Genomic DNA, 19210 nt, shown 5'->3' on the forward strand with positions numbered 1-19210 from the left:
TATACTTTTATCTATTTTTCTATTCGTCATCATCGCTGTTTTCGAGTTCAGACATTAAGTCTTTACCTAGAAAAGCGAGATCAGTTTTAACCACATGTGGTCTTTGAATTTTTTCCGAAATCTGTACTGCAAGCTTCTCACCAGAACGTCCCATTTTCACACGATAAGTCGGCAGTTCTTCGACAAACATCGTTGCGTGCTCAGGCATGTTCATTGGGATAACGTCACCAGGGCGCAGCTCCATTAAGTCGCGCAGGGAGATGTCTTGCTCTAGAAGGTTGACGCGGAAGTTAACAGGCACGTCCATGATTTCATCACGCAGTGCGGTACTCCAACGAACATCGGTTTCCATCTTGTCTGATTGAACACCCGCATCAAGCAGTTCACGGATCGGCTCAACCATGGAATAAGGCATGACAACGTGGAAGTCACCACCACCACCATCCACTTCAATGTGGAACGAACTCACAACAATCACTTCGGTTGGGCTCACAATGTTCGCCATACTTGGGTTCACTTCAGAATCCAAGTATTCAAACTCAACCCCCATCACCGGAGACCATGCTTCTTTGTAATCTTCAAAAACAATTTTCAACAGTAACTGAATGATTCGTCTTTCAGTAGGCGTGAATTCACGACCTTCAATCTTGGCGTGAAATCGTCCATCGCCGCCAAAAAAGTTCTCTACGAGAATGAAAACCAGACGAGCTTCCATGGTGATGAGTGCCGTACCTTTCAGTGGACGGAAACGAACCATGTTTAAACTGGTGGGTACATACAATGTGTTTTGGTACTCACCAAACTTCATCATTTGTACGCCGTTGATCGACACTTCAGCCGTTTTACGTAACATATTAAACAAGCTGATACGCATATGACGTGCGAAACGCTCGTTAATAAGTTCAAGGGTCGGCATTCGACCACGGACGATTCGATCTTGAGATGAGAAGTCGAAATTGACCGCATTGTCATTTTCGGTTTCTAAGACATCTTCAACTTCTTCAACATCATCAACGCCATGTAACAGCGCATCAATTTCGTCTTGGCTTAATAAATCGGTCACAAATTACCTATTGAATTACGAAGTCAGTGAATAACACTTTTTCAATCACAGGCTGGCCAACAGCTTGAGCCAGGCTTGCTTTAATATCTTCTGTTGCCTTATTACGCAGTTCCACGCGGCCTGTTGGTGAGCGCAATTGATCAACCGTTGCCGAAGCGAACGTGGCCAGTAGCGTACTTTCTACAAGTGGAGAGTGGTAACGAGCCAGGTCTTCATTCTTACTGCCACGTACCATGAGCTGTGCTTTTATCTGAACTAGGCGATCTTTTTTGTCACCTGTCACATTAAACAAGAAGGGCTGAGGAATATTAACATACATAACCGGCTCTGCAGCGACCACAGCCGTTGCTGGCTGAGACTGAGATTCAGAGGCGCTATCGTCAGAACCTAAGAAAAAGTACAGCGCACCACCTATACCAAGCAGTAACACAACTACGGCAATAATAATTATAAGGAGCTTGCTCTTCCCTTTAGGTGCATCTTGTTCTTCGGCCATATCTTACTCTAACTTCCTGTTCTTGCGATTAACTGATGGTTCTTTTTATTAACTGGTTTTTTCTATTAACCAAGCGTTCTTAGCCTGATATTAGGCATAATAACTAATTCCATCACGCTTTGACGCGACATTCAATTCAAGATTGCTGCCACTATCAAGGTTTTCATCACCTTGCGTATCATTTGTGCGGTTAGCGCCGGATTGTTGCTCACCATTGTTGTATCTATCTTGTCCCTGACCGGAGTTCTGTTGTTGAACAGACGAATCGGCAAGCTGCAGACCTTGCTGAGCAAGCATCTCTCTCAAGCGAGGTAAGGTTTGTTCAATCACATCTCTCGCTTGCTGATTACTCACCGTAAAGTGCACGTTTGCCACGTCATTATTCATGGTCATGCGAATTTTCATTTGGCCCAGTTCTGGTGGGTCGAGACGAATGTCCAAGTTCTTAAGGTTCTTAGACATCATCATTTGTACTTTTTCAGCCACTTGCTCATTAGCTAGCTCTTTGGTGAGTTGTAAAGGCGCTTGTTGAGCAGCTTGAATTTCAGCTCGCGTAGGTGCTGAACCCACCGTGGCTGCACCTTGTGCACCAGCCGCAGAAGCGATCTGCTGAGCAAAGGTCGAATCTTTAGAATCTTCTTTAGCTCCCGCTTTACCCAAACCAGACAGTGCTGCGGCACCGGCGCCCGCTTTAAGAAGCGTATCAGTCGAACCTGCTTTTGTGGCAGCTGGCGTTGCGTTCATCGCCATTCCTTGCGCGGTTAAAGCTGGATCCAACGTTGCTTGCTGCTGAGGTGAAGCCACATTAGCTTGTTGAGCAGCTGCCTGTTGGGCTGTATGTGCATTATTGGCGTGCAGCATTGCCGCCTTATCCGTAAGAGCATTGTTTGCTGATTGAGAAGCGGCCTGCGCTGTCACTTGTTGTGCCGCCGTCGCTACAGCTGCTGTTGATGCTACCGCAGCTAAAGCTTTAGTTTCGCTTGAATCCGTATTATCCCAATCAATAGCAGCGGGGTCACCGGACGCGCTGTTCACAGCCGGAGCTTGACTTAACAAAGCCGTTGCTTGTTGTTGAACGTTAGTGAATTGTTGATTCAACAGGTCTAGGTTAGAGGTCGCTTTAGCCAAAGCGGCTTGCTCATCAACCGTCAACTTAGCGCCACTTTGTTGCTTCTCAAGCAAGCTATCGACAACAGACTGCTCTGATTCGATTTGTCCATTCAATTGGTTTAGCGCTTTGGTATGGGCATCTACTTGCTTTGCCAGTTCAATATCCACGGCTGACAATGCTTGGCTCTGCTCGGCAGCAACCGCACTAGCTGCATTCTTTTGGCTCAGCTCTCGGCTCATACTGGCTTCAATTTGTTCTGGAGTAACGCCTTTATCCATCAACTGTCGAATTTCAGCATCAGTTAGCTGAGAAACACCCTTACCTCCGGTAAGTACAGCGATTTCAGAATCGACTTCAAGGCTCTTCTCCTGATTTGCAGCCTTAGCTTGTTGTGTCGCCTTATCCGTAACGGAAACTCCTACAACAGAAGCACCAGTTACATTACCTTGGTCTACCTGACCTTGCTGAGGCAAGCTCTTGCCGTTTGGCGCTTGATTTAGAGTTTTGTTTGCCTCATCCAATTGACCAAGCAATTTATTGCCTTCACTCATCGCTGCATTGGCTTGCGATGCCTGCGTAGCACCATCTACAGCTGATGGACCCTGAGTTTGGGATTGAGTAATATGTTCTTTAGATTCGTTAGTTGTAGCCTGCGCATCTTTACCATCTGCCTTATCTGCGACAGTCTTATCTGCAACAGTGCTATCAGTGCCCGAATTGGCTTTGAGCTTAGCCTCAGATCCAGACGCAGCCTCTGCTGATGTTTTATCAGAAGCTTTCTCGCTTTCTACTTCTGAAGCTGCTTGCTTGCTTTGCGCTTCGCTCACTTCGTCAGTAGCCTTTGATTCAGCTAAATCACCTTTGTTCGCTTCGGCTGCCGCTTCACCTTCAGTAGATGCCTGTTTAGCATCAGATTTCGCGGTACTTTCTGCGTCTTTTACTGTGGCTTTATTATCACTTTCTTCAAAGCCAAGCGCTTCTTTAAAAGATTCAAAGAAACCTTTTGAATCGCCGGTTTCTTCTACCTTGGAAGAGGCAGAACCGGTGTCCAACAACGATGACGTTTTGTTGGTCGCTGAATTTGAGGAAAGACTAACATTCATATATACAAGCTCTATCTACTAGCTTTGCTGCCATGAATCAGGCAACAAAAAGAAAGTCGGATGCTTTTCATGCCTTTGGTGGGCATAACGCGCAATTTTATATAAAACGGAGCAAGAAACATGCCTATAAGTTCGGTTCTCACAATATCGAGAACAACGCTTACGTCATTCGTGGCTTAGGATCACATCTTCTTTCGGCTGTATAACAGAGTCGAGAACTCATCCATCTGCTTTTGTTCTCTTTGATCTTGCAGCTTTGCTTTCTCTTTCTGCTTTTTCTCCATCAACCACTCGTAGGATTTACGTTTTTTGCGTAACTCCATCCAGTAGCTTTGGCAGTTGTCGACTTGATTTTTAAAGTGGTGCTCGGCTTCTCTCTGTTTGGATAATGTCTCATCCAACTGAGTTAAGAAGCGGTTCAAGTGACCATATTGGCTCGCCGTTAAACCAGCCTTGCCGCGGTCAACGAGCTGCTGACAGTAATCCAGTCGATACTTTTCAATCTGCGCAACTTGCTCATAGTAACCTTGCAGCTCAGAGTTCGCTTTGTTGAGCGCAAGTACCGCTTGGTTCTCTTGATCTTTGGCTTGATCGAGCAAAAATTCTAATGCGTTATCCATGACTAACCTTATTCACCCGTTAGCCACCCAATACATGTTTCAACATGTTGACACACATGTCATATGGGACAGTTTCTTTCATCTTCTGCTGCAAGTACTCATCCAGTTTTGGTTTCAACGTGAAGGCACTATCGATTGCTGGATCCGTTCCTGGCTTGTAAGCACCAATCGACACCAAATCTTGGTTTTTACGGCAGATAGACAGCACTTGCCTTACCGCTTTCGACATCAAGACATGTTCTTCAGTGGTGATTTGCGGCATAACACGACTGACGGATTTCTCAACGTCAATTGCTGGGTAGTGACCGGCATCGGCCATCTCACGAGATAGCACAACGTGACCATCGAGAATTGCTCGCGACGCATCCGCAATCGGATCTTGTAAGTCATCGCCTTCGGTTAACACGGTAAAGAAAGCCGTGATAGAACCTTGTTCATCATTGCCGTTACCTGCTCGTTCCACCAGCGCAGGAAGCTTAGCGAAGACTGATGGCGGATAGCCCTTGGTTGCTGGCGGCTCACCCACAGACAGAGCAATTTCACGCTGAGCTTGAGCAAAACGGGTCAATGAATCCATGAGTAGCAGAACATCTAAGCCTTGGTCGCGGAAGTACTCGGCGACAGCCAACGCGGTTTGACAGCCTTTTAAGCGCATCAATGGTGATGAGTCGGCAGGAGCGGCAACAACAACCGAGCGCTTACGGCCATCTTCACCAAGAATCTCTTCAATAAACTCTTTTACTTCTCGTCCACGCTCACCAATTAGACCGACTACCACCACTTGCGCGGTTGTGCCTCGAGTCATCATCCCCAGCGTGACCGACTTACCCACACCAGAACCAGCGAACAGGCCTATACGTTGCCCTTTGCCCACGGTTAGCAAACCATTAATGGCCTTCAAGCCGACATCGAGTGGCTCAGAAATCGGTTTACGTGCTAACGGGTTGATTGGTTCCGCATTAAAGGAAGCGCGTTGCTCGGTATAGATTGGACCTAATCCGTCGAGTGGATTACCGACGCCGTCGATCACTCGACCGAGCAGTTCCATTCCAACAGGGATACCACTTTCGGTGGTCATTGGTGTGACGCGAGCGCCCGGTAAGATCCCAGTGATTTGCTCACTCGGCATCAAAAATAGGTTATCGCCAGAGAAACCGACGACTTCGGCTTCCATCTGACCAGACATGGTTTCGACTAAACACAAACTGCCGATTGGCGCTTTACAGCCGGTCGCTTCAAGCGTTAAGCCAACAACGCGTACTAATTTACCAGAGGCAATTGGTCGCGATTTTAGCCCCTCGACTTTGTACTGACTGAGACGATTCGCTAACTCAAGCATTACTCATGACCTTGGTGACGATTTGCGCCGCAGAAGTTTTGAATGACGTTCTTTACACGATCTTCCATGCGGTAGTTAACGCTCGACTCACCCGCTTCAATTTGTACATCACCACGGTTGAGTGCAGGCTCTGCGACCAGCGTCCAATTACGGCAGTCCAATTCAGTCTCGCCATACGCAGAGCGAATGATCGCCACATCTTCCGGATTGAGTTTCAATGTGATTGCGTGACCAGAGATCGGCAACGACTCTACCGATTCTTTAACGGTATCTAATATGATTTGTGGGTTGGTTTGTACTTCAACATGAACCACTTCTTTGACCATGGTAAGCACCATGTCGACCAATTGCTTCTCCACCTGAGCATTCATCAACTCTAATGGTTGAGCGAACTGGTTTGCCAGACCCATGAAAACGGCCACTTGTTGTTGAATGTATTCTTGACCCGCGGTTACGCCTTCAAGCTTGCCGGCTTCGTTGCCTTCTTCGTGACCTGCGGCAAAACCTTCTTCTTTGCCTTTTTCATAGCCTTGCTTAAAGCCCGCCTCTTGACCTTGATGCAGCCCTTCCTGATAAGCGCCTTGTTTAATCAGCTCGATTTGCTCTTCAGTCAGAACCAGCTCTTCATCTTCAATGGCTTCTTCAACCGTTGGCATCCAACTAGGGTCGTAGTTAAAAGCAGTTTCTTTGGCTTGTTTGCTCACGTCAGAGGTGTAGTCAGGCAGCCCCCATTTCTGAGGTTGGGCAACCTTATTATCTTCTTCAGGGCGAAGGAAGCCGCGTTTTCTATCACCTGACATATCAAGTACCTATCTATGAGTGGCTTAACTGTATAGTGAATTCAAGCAGTTAAACTGAGTTAATCTGTGGTTCGAGATTGGATAAAGAAAAGCCCCAACAGTGTGGGGCTTTTGAGATTTCTGTATTAAAGGAACTCGTCGGCGCCACCAGACAGCATAATTTCGCCACTGTCTGCCATCTTCCTCGCGATACCCAAAATCTCTTTCTGAGCCGCTTCAACATCAGAGACTTTGACTGGCGGCATCGCCTCAATATCGTCTCTCATCATATCGGCAGCACGTTTAGACATGTTCTTGAAGATCTTCTCACGTAGACCTTCATCTGCACCTTTAAGTGCTTTCTGTAGAATATCTTGTGGAACATCACGTAGTAGTCGTTGAACACCTTGGTCATCAACTTCAATAAGGTTTTCAAAGACAAACATCAGATCTTGAATCTGCGTTGCCATGTCTTCGTCTTGGTCACGGATTTGATCCATCAAGACGCCTTCTACATTGTTGTCCATGTAGTTCATGATCTCAGCCGCGGCTTTCAGGCCACCAATTTTGGCTGCTTGAGCACCCGCTTGACCCGCGAACTGTTTCTCCATGATTTCGTTCAATTCAGCAAGCGCCGAAGGTTGAACTTCTTCAAGGTTGGCAATACGCATCATCAGATCCAGACGAACTCGCTCTGGGAACTGAGACAGGATCTCAGCCGATTGATCGGCATCGAGGTAAGACAACACAATGGTTTGAATTTGAGGGTGCTCGTTGATGATAATGCTCGCCACCTGACGAGGATCCATCCACTTAAGCGAATCCAAACCTTTCGAACCTGTGCCGAGAAGGATTTGGTCAACAAGGTTATTCGCCTTGTCTTCACCCAGAGCAGCAACTAACGCATTACGCATGAAGTCTTCGCTGCCCATACCAATGTTGGTGTACTTCTGAATATCATCTAAGAAAGCACGGTGCACAGCGCCTACTTTTTCTTGGGATAGGTCTGTAGCTCGCGCCATCGCACTACCCACACGCTGAACCTGCTTTGGCTCTAGGTGACGAATAATACCAGCAGCATCTTCTTCATTTAAACTGAGCAACAAGATCGCAGCGCGCTCATCGCCTGAGATAGAGCCGATATCCACGCTAGAGACATCAAGCACTTCACCGCCTTCAGTTTGTTGTGGAACTATTTCGTTAGCCATCTACCATCCAATTCTTAACTACTTGAGCTGCTAGCTCTGGTTCATTCGCTACAAGTGCACGTACTGCTTTCAGCACGTCCTCGTCTTTATGAAGGTTTGGTAAGTCGATACTTGAACCAAATTCAAACAGCTCACCACCTTCAATATCACCACCAATTAAGCTGGTTTCGCCGTCGGCACCAATTGGCATGCCATCAGGTCCGTACATCTGTTCATCGTTGTCTGCTGCTGGGTTAAGCAGTTTCTTCATTGCAGGGCGAACAAGTACTAACACCACCACAATGATAACCAAGGCACTTGCAAACCAACGAACCCAATCATTGAAGTTTGGATGCTCCCAGATTGGCACATCAGCAACAACATCTGTTACTTGAGGTGCAAACTGCATGCTTAATACGTTGAGCAAATCACCACGAGTTTCATCAAAGCCCACCGTACCAATCAGTACTTGGCGAATCGCATTGATTTCGCTCGCCGGGATTGGCGTATGAACCACTTCACCCGTATCTGGGTTCAAGGATTGGCGGTCTTTGATCGCAACAGAAACCGTCTGACGATTAACCGTGCCGCTCTGTTTACGTTCATGACTGATGGTGGTGTCTAGCTCAAAGTTTCGAGTCGCTTCTTTGTGAACCGAGCCTTGCCCCGTCATTGCGCCGTCTTTCATCTGAGCCACATCTTGCGGGATTGAGGCATCAACGGGAGGCTGGTTACTCAACGCACCCGGAATACCCGCCACCGTATTTCCATTGTTGTAATCTTCTAAGGTGTATTCACTTCGAGTCGCCGGTGTATTCGGATCAAAACGTTTTCTGGTTTGCTCCACAGCACTGAAATCGAGCTGGATATCAACCTGAGCGGTGTAGTTACCAAACCCAAGAATAGGAATCAGGATGGAGTCAATTTTTTCACGCAGCGCTTGTTCTTGATTGCGCTCTAACTCGTGTTCTTTACGACGCGCCGCTGACATAGGGTCTTGAGAGCCTGAGCTCAACAATCGGCCATGCTGATCGGTCACCGTAATACGTGAGGTTTTCATTCCCGGAACGGCACTTGCCACCATATCCACAACAGAATCAACTTCTTGCTGCTTGAGGTTAGTACCTGTTTTTAGAGTTAGGAATACAGAAGCAGAGGCTTCTTGATTATGACGTACAAAAACACTCTGCTTCGGCAAGGCCAATAAAACCTGAGCTTTACGCACCTGTTTCATCTGCTCAATGGCTTTGGCAAGTTGTCTTTCGCGGCTTAATTTAAGGCGTTCTTGTTCTAAACGTTGTGATACACCAAAACCCATGTCTTGCATGAGGATGTCATCACCCGCGTTTCGCTCTTGATTCAAACCCGCTCGTACCATATTAAGCTTTAATGAGTTGTACTCACTCGCCGGTACTGAGATGGTATTGCCTTCAAGCGTGTAATCGATCTTTTGCAGATCTAAGTAATCAAGAACGGGGATCAATTCTTCTGTTTCGTAAGCCCCTAATGGACGCATTTCTGGCTCTTTTACCCAGAAAAACAGCATCACAATCAGCGCTACACAGATAGAGATAGAAAGGACTAAGACGACCTGACGAAGTAAATCAAGATCACCGACAGCCATATCGAACTTCGATGAACTGCGTTCACCTAAATCGGGATTTTGCCCTTCTCCGTCTAGCTCAGAGCCTGCAATAAGTGCATGGTCGTTGCTATCGCTTACGGTTAAATCTGTTGTTTGACTATTATCTGCCACTATTTAACTACCTAACTTATACCGGCATATTCATCAGCTCTTTGTACGATTCGACCAATTTATTTCTAATTTGGATCGTCGCCTCAAAAGCCACACTAGATTTATTACGAGCAATCATCACGTCCGATAGGGATACGCTTTGGTCGCCACTATCAAAACGAGCTTGAAGATCACCTGAGGTCTTTTGTAATGAGTTCACATTATTGATGGCATTAGTCAGCATGTTACCAAAATCTGCACCGACCGCTTGCCCCGTTGCTGCGGGACGCGCGCTGGCAGCTTCGACCATCATCGCCTGCATTTCGCCTTGTAAACCATCTATTCTCATCTACTACCTCAGGAGTCAAAATTATGACCATCTATTTAGCTATATTATTGACAGAGCAATTAGCGTGCCACACATTTAATTGACTAGATATCGTATTACACTAGTCAGAAAGCTGACACTACTAATCTATCCTCAGTTTGGGATATCTATTCCAGCATCGCGCATTTTAGCCAACTTGTAACGCAGTGTACGAGGGCTAATGCCCAGTTTTTCAGCCATATCTTTGCGTCGGCCATTACATGCAATCAGGGTTTCAAGAATGATCGCATGCTCTTGATCTCTAAGCTCATTACCTAACCCTTCGCTGCTAGCCGCGATTTTATTGATTGGATTTGCTTCGGCAATCGGCTTGATTTCTGGCGCAGCCACGTCAGTGCCTTCGACGATTTGTTGTAGGCTGCTTGCGTCTTGCCAATCGACACCTTCAAGAAGAATGTGCTCACCAGAGATGTTCTCTTGTTCGCTCAATATTAACGCACGCTGTACCACATTGTCTAATTCGCGAACATTGCCCGGCCACGGATAATTGACGAGTTTGCTGATCGCTTGCGCTGACATAACCGGTACAGGCATACCAAGTTTGGTGCAATGACGCTCAACTAAGTGCTTGGCTAAAGGCTCAATATCACCTTTTCGCTCACACAGTGGTGGCCAAGAAATTGGGAATACATTCAAACGGTAGTATAAATCCTCACGGAAATTCCCTTCAGAAACATACTGTTTAAGGTCACGGTTACTGGTCGCTAATACACGAACATCCAATTTGATGCTCTTACGACTACCTAATCGCTCAACTTCGCGCTCTTGCAAAACACGCAGTAGTTTGGCTTGTAGGCTAAGATCCATCTCACTGATCTCATCCAACAAAATAGTGCCGCCCTGCGCTTGCTCGAACTTCCCTGGGCAAGCTTGGATCGCGCCAGTAAATGCGCCTTTTTCATAACCAAACAGGGTCGCTTCTAACATGTTGTCTGGGATCGCCGCGCAGTTAATTGCGACAAACGGGCCATCTTTTCGGCTAGAAGCATTGTGAATGTAGCGAGACATCACCTCTTTACCAGAACCACTTGGGCCTAACACCATGACGTTGGCATCAGTTTTCGCAACTTTATCAGCCAGCATCATTAGCTTAATACTTTTCTCATCGGCAACGATGGCATCACCATTGTCGTCAGATTTTACGGGAGCGTAGCGGCTCACCATGTTTAACAATACTTCAGGCGCAAATGGCTTCGCCATGTAATCGATCGCGCCCTCTTTCATTGCTGCAACGGCGTCTTCAATGTTGGCGTAAGCTGTCATCAACAGCACAGGTAAGTTTGGCCAATGCTGCTTGATGTTTCTCAGTAGCGCCAAACCGCCCATGCCCGCCATCTGCACGTCAGATACGACAATATCAACGGAGTTCGATTTTAATTTGACCAGAGCATCTTCCGCACAATCCGCTTCCAGCCATTCATAGCCAGCAAGCGCGAGCGTGTCGACAAGGGCTTCACGTAGGCCTTCATCATCTTCGACGATTAACACTTTGCTTTGAGCCATAGGATTCTCCAGTGTAAATTCAGTTAAAACTTATTAGTCTTCAGAAGAAGCACTTCTTTCAAGCGGTAGACACATGGTAAAGCATGCGCCGTCGCCTTCTTCTGATATCAATTCCAGTCGGCCTTCATGTGCTCGACAGACCATTTGTACAACCGCTAAGCCCAGACCTGTACCTTGCGAACGAGTGGTAAAGAAGGGTTCCATAATTTTACCTTGAAGCTCTTTCGGTACGCCGGGGCCACTGTCTTGCACTGATATCTTAAGCTCGCCGTTTACGGGCCTAAAAAACACATCAATCTGCGATTCCTTGCCCGCAATTTGAACCGCATTCAACACTAGGTTGCTTAACGCTGAGGCGATAGCATTGGCGTTGCCGAACATTTGAGTCTGTTCGCCCTCAACTTCTTGGCAATAATCAATCTGGTTAGTTTTCAATGCCGCTTCCACCATAGGGTGAAATTCGGTGATCAATTCAGCCACAGTAAATGGCTTAACGACTTTGTTGTCACCACCTTTGGCAAACAACAGCATGTCGTTCACTTGCTTCTCTAAGTCATGCAATCTATCCATAAGCTTAGATTGAAAACGTGTTTTTGTTGCCGGCGGCAGATTTGGCGCGGCAAGGTTTGATGCATACAGCATCGCACTTGAAAGTGGCGTACGAACCTGATGGGCAAGCGAGGCCACCATTCTGCCCAATGAAGACAGACGCTGAAGATCACTTACGCGAGACTGCAATAGTCGGGTCTCGGTCAAATCGGTAATCAAAATCAGCTGACCCGTGGTAGAGGCTGAAATCGCCAAACGTACTTTTCGCCCGTTCTTCAATGAGATCTCATGACCGTCATCGTCTTTTGGGTCGAAGGCACTTTGAATCACTGAAAACCACTTCTCGCCAACCAACTCAACACCAAGAATACGGTGTGCTTCAGGGTTCGCCTCTCTCACTTCGCCATGTGTATCTAACAAGATGACCCCTGCTGGCATCACGTCGAGTACTTGCTTATAGCGCTCAACCTGCTGTTCAACAGAATCTAGGTGTGATTGATTTTCTGGTTCGTTAGATACGTGCATGTCAAAAATTTGCCTCAAATACTAAAACAGCCTGAGACGTACAACACGAGTCAGGCTATTTGCTATATTTATCACATAGTTAAGCAAGCAACAACTCGACTATGGTTTATCTGTTCACTTAGCTAAAGTTACCAAATAGCTAAAAAGTGTGTGCTAGTTTTTCGTTTTGATCGAAAACTGGACACTAGCGCTGCAAGTTATATTTACGCATTTTTTCAACCAGAGTGGTTCTACGCATTCCAAGCATGTCAGCAGCACGAGCAACAATGCCACCCTGCGCTTCCAACGCTTGATTGATCATATTCACTTCCATATCCGCGAGGAGCTCTTTCAAGTTAACCCCTTCTGGCGGTAACTCTTGAGGCGCATTGGCATTGTCGGCAATATCATCCTGCTGATCAAAGCTGAAATCTTCTGAGAATAAGTCAGCAAGTGCATCACGCTCTTGCTCCTCTTCAGACCCAAAGCTATTAAACTCTGGCTGGAACTCAGGGATATCACTGTATCGATATTTAGTTGGCAGATGATTCACATCAACCAAGCTATTTGGATACAAGATAACCATTCGCTCAACCAAATTCGCTAGTTCACGAACGTTACCTGGCCAGTAATGCTCCATCAAAGAGTTGATAGCACGAGCCGTGAAACAGATAGGCATGCTGCCTTCCGCTTCCATTCGAGTCATCAGCTCTTGAAGCAATAGTGGGATATCTTCTTTGCGATCTTGAAGCGCCGGCATTTCAATCGGGAATACATTCAAGCGGTAGTAAAGGTCTTCACGGAACGAATCATCGTCGATCATATCTTCAAGGTTGCGGTGGGTTGCCGCAATCACTCGAACGTCAGCTTTGATGGTGCTGTTGCCACCTACGCGTTCGAAACAGCGCTCTTGCAGTACACGCAACAACTTTACTTGCATTGCCATCGGCATATCGCCAATTTCATCAAGAAACAGTGTGCCACCTTCTGCCAATTCAAAGCGGCCTTTTCGTGCGGTAATCGCACCAGTAAACGCACCCTTCTCATGGCCAAACAACTCACTTTCGAGTAAGTCTGGTGGAATAGCACCACAATTCACAGGAACGAAAGGCCCTGAACGACGTTTAGAGTGATAGTGAATGTTACGCGCTACGACTTCTTTGCCGGTACCAGATTCACCAAGAATCAGCACGTTCGCTTCCGTAGAGGAGACTTGTTCAATTAAGTGACGTACTTCTTGAATGCCCGCACTTTGTCCTACGAGGCTGCGAAACAGTGTGTTCTTGCGTGCCGAAGACACAACTTGAACACCTTTGCGGCCTAAGAAATCTTTACAGTGTCTTAATGCATCACTTAATTGCGGGTAGTTAAGAGGAAGTTCAAGCTCACCAACATAGTTAGTTAACTCGTCAACCGGGTGATTGTTTTTGCCAATCACCAGTAAAGGGATGTGATTGGCGTGAACAAGCTGCTCATTCAGTAATGCGTTGAAGCCTTTACCTTTAATGGTACCAATAATGCAGCCAGCCCACTGCAGTGACCAGTCAACTTTACGTGCTTGTTCAGAGCTGATTACTTCGCAGCTCTCTCCTACAAACTCTAATATTGTGCTTAAATTGTGACGATCTTGAGCGTTATCGTCGACGACAAGCAGTTTTGCCAAACCTTGCATAAGTAGGAATTATTGCCTTTATTTTGGTGCGATGCGGAAAAACGGTGAGCAACGCAGTCGATAAAACAGTGAGAAGTATCAATGATTATGGTCTACGAGGACAAATTTAGGAAATCAGCAACGAAAAAAGCCATTAGGCTATCTAATGGCTTCTATTTTATTTGATTAAAAAAATAAGGCAACCAACCAATTAAGGGATATGAGATTGGTTAAAACTGCAATTTTTCTTTAAATACCTACGTCAGCGGACGTCAAGTTGTGATACTCGTTCGGAATTTGGTCCCAAGCGCTCTTAATTTCACGAATAATATCGATAACATCATCAATAGGCTGTGGGTCATTTTTGTGATTTGCCGCAGAAATTTGCGTGATCATGAACTCATAAAGTTGATCTAGGTTTCTCGCAATATCGCCACCATCGTCCATAGATAGGCAACTACGTAGGCTAATAATGATATCTAGAGCTTTACCAAGTCGCTCACCTTTCACTGGGATGTTGCCTGCTTGCATTGCCGCTTTGCCTTGAATCAAACGCTCGATAGCACCGGCCATTAGCATTTGTACAATCTTATGCGGTGAGGCAGCCGTTAGCTGACTATCCACTGATACCTTTTTATATGCCTGTAAAGAACCGCGCATAGTAAACCTCTTCTATAAAAACTTTTTGTATTGTTGAACTGATTTAGCGCCGTGACGGTATTTATGTAGGGTCTTACCTACTCGACTCGTCTCAGACTGCATCAATTCGACTAATTTTCTGGTTCTGGTAATGGCTTCAAACCATTCAGAACTTTGCTTAACGTCGGGATGTGAGTCGATTATTTGAAGCACGTTTTGCAATAACTGTTCTCTGTTATCGACAAGCTGCGTTATTTCTTCAGCATTAATTTCACTAAATTCCAGTTTAGAGATAATTAGTTGATCGAGTTCACAAAGCTCTTGTAGCTGGCTATTCATCTATTAGCCCAACGCATTCATCATACTGCCCAGCTGAGATTGCATCTTACTGGTCGCATCTTGCATGGCCGTGAACTTAGAGTGGGTTCGGCTCTCTAGGCTGTCCATGCGGCGGTCGAGCGCGCTTTGGTCATCAACCAAACGGTAGTTTTGCTCGACCAAGCTCTTTTCTCTAGTACGGATTGAACCCGTGATACCTGTGATACCTTGAATCGCATCTTCCACTTTTTTGGCGAAACCGTTGTTGCCACCAAAGAACTCACCCAACTTATCGAAATTGTTGTTGAGTTGACGATCAAGCATGTCGTAGTTGATTTCTAGCGAGCCTTGCCTTGTGGTGGTGATACCGAATTCAGTCAAAGACTTTAGATTGTCTGGCGCACCTTCGATACTTGATGAGAACACCCCTTTCAATCGGGAGTCGGCGTTACGCACTGTACTGTCACCAGAAAGCGGGCCTTTTTGACCAGTCGTTGGATCAACACCCGCGAGGTCTTTCGACACTTGATAGAACTGGTTATAAGAGCTCACAAAGGATTCGATATCTTGGCGAACACTGTTACGGTCGTACTCCACACCAATTTCTGCCGGCGGCTTATCTTTTGGCGTTTTTCCTTTCACCGTAATATCAATACCTTCAATGGCATCTTCAATCACATTGTTATTACTAGAGAGTTGAGCAACACCATCTAGGACAACCATAGAATCTTGGCCAGCCTGAACTTCAGTCATTCCACTATAGGTATCAAAAGATTGCTGTGCTTGTTCAAGGTCTGCTTGCGCTTTATCAACCTTCTCTAAGAGCTCGCGCTCTTCGGGTTCTAATTTGGCACGCTCAATTTTCTTGGCTTGCTCTGCGGTGAGTTCGCCTTTTTGAACTTTCTCAGCCAACTCCGCTTTTTCTTGTGAAATCTTCTCTTCGATACGCGCTTGCTCAGCCTCAAGCTTTTGTTGGGCTTCTTTCGGTGTCACGTATGAATCGGTCAGAGTACCTGAGGCAGCATTTGACCACCCCGGCACATCGGGTGCCTTCTCTATCGCTTTTTCATCAAGCTCAAGTTCTGGTGTGTAGTAAGAATCTAAAAGCGTACCTGACGCGGTTTCAGTCCAGCCAGGGATATTATCTTCAGGCATCACAGACTTTGCCGCTTGAGCTGCGTCTAGGGCAGCTTGGCCGTCGGCGGCTGCTTGCTCACCGTAGCTGAGACTTTTAGAGTCTCCGTCAACATCTGGAGTAGAATCGGTTTGGGCTGCTGGGATGATATTGCCATCTTTATCGAGTGTTTCATTCGCATTTGGGTCATCGCTAGCGATCACTTCATCGATGAGTTCAACGGCTTTTCCTGCAGGGGTTAGAGCTAGAATATCTTGAGCAGCAACGCGCGCTTTCTCTAGCGCTTTAACACGTTCTTCAAGCGTTTTGTATTCGAGTTTTTTTAAGGGATTGGCAGCATCTGACTCAACATTAATGCTGATCTGCTGATCTGAACCAGACTGGTTCGAGGCAATAATAAGTCTTGGACCTTCGACATCGTTGATAATAGATGCACGAACGCCTGGGTTGCTATCTGCACCGTTGATACCACGAACAACTTCGATAAGTCTCGATCTGTCGCCAACTTGCACGTCAAAGCTGTCATCACCAAGCGAAACCTGCAGCTTACCTGGGCCAAATTTCATGTCCTCTGACAGTACATCAGAAGCCACTTTATGGCTTTGGGCAAGCTGCAACACATCGATGGCATATTTGCCAGCGATCGCTTCGGTAGTCGCGGTTGCAGAGACAAGACCTTCATCGGTACTTTCGACTGTTCGCACAGCAAAAGCTTTTTCCTGACGAAAGTTTGTCATCAGGTTTTTCATCGAATCAAGGGATTCTCTGAGTCTTCCATAGGCACTAATGCTGGTATCGATTCGCGTTCGTTCATTGTCGATTCGTAGCTGTTTAGGTACACGCTCCGAATCAACAATTTTGCTGACCATGGAATTGATATCCATGCCAGACGAAATCCCCATTGGGCCAAAACTCATTAAATCACCTCAATAATACGACTTAAACCTTCACCTCAAATATTCGACTATTCGAGTTTTGGGCTGCTAGGCGTCTTAGAATTTCAAGCATTTCTTCATCAGGGATCTGGCGAATAATATCACCGGTTGTGGTCTCATAAATGGTAACCACATCTCTCCCAGATTCTTCATCGACCTTAAAAGCCACACCTTTATTGAGAGAGGAGATAAACTCGTTTACCTTCTCCACCATTTTGACTCGCTCTTCATCATTTAACTCTTGTCTATGTTGAGCTAATTGAATCGCCGCTTCGGTAGCTTCCTCTTTCGATTTCTCTACCTTGCCATAAGATGTTGCTTCTTTTAGTCGCGAAAGACTCGACGCACTACTACCTTCATCGCTTGCAATTTTAATGCCATTAGGTGAGCCATAAGGCTGGATGTTCGATGCGTTGGATGATATTTCCATAACACTCTCCCTCCCTCCTTTATGAGCCAAACAGTAAAATCTACCCAGAGTAGAGTTTACCGCTACTTACCGAGGTAAGTTTAGCCCAATAAGCTTAGAGCTGCTGATGGTGACTGTTTTGCTTGAGCTAGGATAGAAGTACTCGCCTGTTGTAGGATTTGAGACTTAGTCATAGCCGTTGTTTCTTTCGCGTAATCGGTATCTTTGATACGGCTCTTAGACGCATTAACGTTTTCGTTGATGTTATCTAAGTTGCTGATTGCGTGGTCAAAACGGTTTTGGAAAGCACCAAGAGATGCACGGTTACTATCAACAGATTTTAGTGCGCCATCAATGATAGATACTGCTTCGTTTGCACCAGCAACCGAGGTTACATCGATGTCGTTAACGGTAACGTCTTTACCAGCACCGATACCAAGTTCACCCGCAAGGCTGCCGCCGAACTCAACATCACCATCAACTTTTTGGCTAGAAGCGAAAAGTTGCAGTTTGCCGCCTTCACCAACAGACGCTTTAACGTCTTGGCTTTGACCGTTGATGTAAGTTGCTAGCTCTTCCATATCGTTGCCTTCTTTCGCAGAAATAGACAACTCTTGTGCTTCGCCAAACTTATCGTTGTATTTGATCGTTAAGTCAGCGCCAGCACCTACACGCCAAGAAGCATCTTTGCCTTCTTCTACGCCGTAGCTCTTGCCACCCATGTCTTGAGTGTCGGTACGCATGTTATTCATAGTTAGCATTACTGCTTCACCTGAGTCTGCGCCGATTTGGAAAGATTGGCTACCGTAAGTACCGTTCAGTAACTTGTTACCACCAAAAGAGGTCGTTTCAGCAATACGGTTAAGTTCTGTGTTTAGAGCAGAGACTTCTTCTTGGATCGCAACACGTTCAGATTTGCTGTTTGAACCATTTGAAGATTGAAGAGAAAGGTCACGCATACGTTGCAGAATGTTGGTTGACTCATTCATTGCACCTTCAGCTGTCTGTGCAATAGAGATACCGTCATTCGCGTTTTTCACAGCCATATCTAGGCCACGGCTTTGCGACGTTAAGCGGTTAGAGATTTGTAGGCCTGCAGCATCATCTTTTGCGCTATTGATTTTATAGCCAGAAGACAAACGCTCCATTGATTTTTGAGTACCTTCAGCCGCGCTATTCAGGTAGCGCTGAGCCGTCATTGCAGACACATTAGTGCTTACATTAATCGCCATAGTTGATCTCCTTTAGGCATTTTTTAATGCACTTATGTGACTCTCACCTCACACAAATACATGTCAATTTGTTTATGTACCAGTGTCTCTCTCACCTTACATTGGTACATATCATTTCTCTCAATCCCTTTAACGGCCCCTTAATTAGAAGCTTTAATAAAAAATGCGATTTTTTTCGTATTCTTTTCAACAACAAAGAAAAGTGTGATCGGCCTTCAATTAATAGAGCAGCATTCGTTAAAGTTTCTTATCCTCGCTCATTTATAAGTGTCGCCTTGCATACAAAAACCAAAGTAGATCCCTGATATCTCGTTCTACTCAATTCTGGGATGACGAAAGACTGCTTCGATGTAGTAATCGATGAAACCATCGTTTCCCAGTTCCGTCATTCCCTAAAGTGAGAAACGAACGTGATAGGGAATCTCGCTTTTACTCTCGTTTACCAACATTGCACTTTCCCAAATACGCCTTTGCCAAATTGCAGGCAATAAAAAACCCAGCCGAAGCTGGGTCT

General features: G+C 46.0%; 17 protein-coding genes. All 17 read right to left on the bottom strand.

The genetic code is table 11. The annotated features are described in order from the left end of the window. Positions 1 to 19 precede the first annotated feature (19 nt). The gene (gene fliM, locus A142_RS02810; protein WP_017631770.1) at positions 20 to 1063 is read right to left on the bottom strand and encodes a flagellar motor switch protein FliM; all 1044 of its coding nucleotides are present in this window, start codon (positions 1061 to 1063) and stop codon (positions 20 to 22) included. Between the two features lie 7 nt (positions 1064 to 1070). Continuing rightward, complete coding sequence (gene fliL / locus A142_RS02815) at positions 1071 to 1559, bottom strand: flagellar basal body-associated protein FliL (protein ID WP_017060677.1); 489 nt, start codon at positions 1557 to 1559, stop codon at positions 1071 to 1073. A gap of 90 nt (positions 1560 to 1649) precedes the next feature. Next, entirely contained in the window at positions 1650 to 3773 is a 2124-nt protein-coding gene (locus tag A142_RS02820; protein ID WP_019820739.1) for a flagellar hook-length control protein FliK, read from the bottom strand. Positions 3774 to 3955: 182 nt separating this feature from the next. Beyond that, positions 3956 to 4393, bottom strand: coding sequence for a flagellar export protein FliJ (fliJ, locus tag A142_RS02825; RefSeq protein ID WP_017056876.1), 438 nt, complete (start codon positions 4391 to 4393; stop codon positions 3956 to 3958). 19 nt (positions 4394 to 4412) lie between these two features. After that, positions 4413 to 5732 (bottom strand): flagellar protein export ATPase FliI, encoded by a 1320-nt coding sequence (gene fliI / locus A142_RS02830; RefSeq protein WP_017060680.1) that lies wholly within the window; start codon positions 5730 to 5732, stop codon positions 4413 to 4415. Next, positions 5732 to 6532 carry a flagellar assembly protein FliH gene (fliH, locus tag A142_RS02835; protein ID WP_019820740.1) on the bottom strand — a complete coding sequence of 267 codons (801 nt, stop codon included), beginning with the start codon at positions 6530 to 6532 and terminating at the stop codon, positions 5732 to 5734. Before fliH ends, fliI begins: the two co-directional genes overlap by 1 nt. Before the next feature lie 125 nt (positions 6533 to 6657). After that, positions 6658 to 7719: a flagellar motor switch protein FliG gene (fliG, locus tag A142_RS02840; protein WP_017060682.1), complete on the bottom strand. Its 1062-nt coding sequence runs from the start codon at positions 7717 to 7719 to the stop codon at positions 6658 to 6660. After that, positions 7712 to 9454: a flagellar basal-body MS-ring/collar protein FliF gene (gene fliF / locus A142_RS02845; protein ID WP_019820741.1), complete on the bottom strand. Its 1743-nt coding sequence runs from the start codon at positions 9452 to 9454 to the stop codon at positions 7712 to 7714. The genes fliG and fliF overlap by 8 nt, the downstream gene beginning before the upstream one ends. Before the next feature lie 16 nt (positions 9455 to 9470). After that, entirely contained in the window at positions 9471 to 9782 is a 312-nt protein-coding gene (fliE, locus tag A142_RS02850; RefSeq protein WP_017060684.1) for a flagellar hook-basal body complex protein FliE, read from the bottom strand. A 132-nt stretch (positions 9783 to 9914) separates the two neighbouring features. Next, positions 9915 to 11324: a sigma-54-dependent transcriptional regulator gene (locus A142_RS02855; protein ID WP_019820742.1), complete on the bottom strand. Its 1410-nt coding sequence runs from the start codon at positions 11322 to 11324 to the stop codon at positions 9915 to 9917. A 33-nt stretch (positions 11325 to 11357) separates the two neighbouring features. Further along, positions 11358 to 12398: a sensor histidine kinase gene (locus tag A142_RS02860; protein WP_019820743.1), complete on the bottom strand. Its 1041-nt coding sequence runs from the start codon at positions 12396 to 12398 to the stop codon at positions 11358 to 11360. Positions 12399 to 12582: 184 nt separating this feature from the next. Then, positions 12583 to 14049, bottom strand: a complete 1467-nt coding sequence (locus A142_RS02865) for a sigma-54 dependent transcriptional regulator (protein WP_019820744.1) — start codon at positions 14047 to 14049, stop codon at positions 12583 to 12585. Positions 14050 to 14277: 228 nt separating this feature from the next. Beyond that, a complete protein-coding gene (fliS, locus tag A142_RS02870) occupies positions 14278 to 14688 on the bottom strand; it encodes a flagellar export chaperone FliS (protein ID WP_019820745.1) in 411 nt (136 codons plus the stop codon). Positions 14689 to 14700: 12 nt separating this feature from the next. Continuing rightward, positions 14701 to 15006: a flagellar protein FliT gene (locus A142_RS02875; protein WP_017060688.1), complete on the bottom strand. Its 306-nt coding sequence runs from the start codon at positions 15004 to 15006 to the stop codon at positions 14701 to 14703. A 3-nt stretch (positions 15007 to 15009) separates the two neighbouring features. Next, a complete protein-coding gene (gene fliD, locus A142_RS02880) occupies positions 15010 to 17037 on the bottom strand; it encodes a flagellar filament capping protein FliD (protein ID WP_019820746.1) in 2028 nt (675 codons plus the stop codon). A 22-nt stretch (positions 17038 to 17059) separates the two neighbouring features. Next, positions 17060 to 17485 carry a flagellar protein FlaG gene (gene flaG / locus A142_RS02885; RefSeq protein WP_019820747.1) on the bottom strand — a complete coding sequence of 142 codons (426 nt, stop codon included), beginning with the start codon at positions 17483 to 17485 and terminating at the stop codon, positions 17060 to 17062. 80 nt (positions 17486 to 17565) lie between these two features. Next, entirely contained in the window at positions 17566 to 18696 is a 1131-nt protein-coding gene (locus A142_RS02890) for a flagellin (RefSeq protein ID WP_019820748.1), read from the bottom strand. Between the last annotated feature and the right edge of the window lie 514 nt (positions 18697 to 19210).

Origin of the sequence: Vibrio splendidus 12E03 (assembly GCF_000272105.2) — a bacterium.
In the GTDB taxonomy this organism is placed as follows: Bacteria; Pseudomonadota; Gammaproteobacteria; order Enterobacterales; family Vibrionaceae; genus Vibrio; species Vibrio splendidus_I.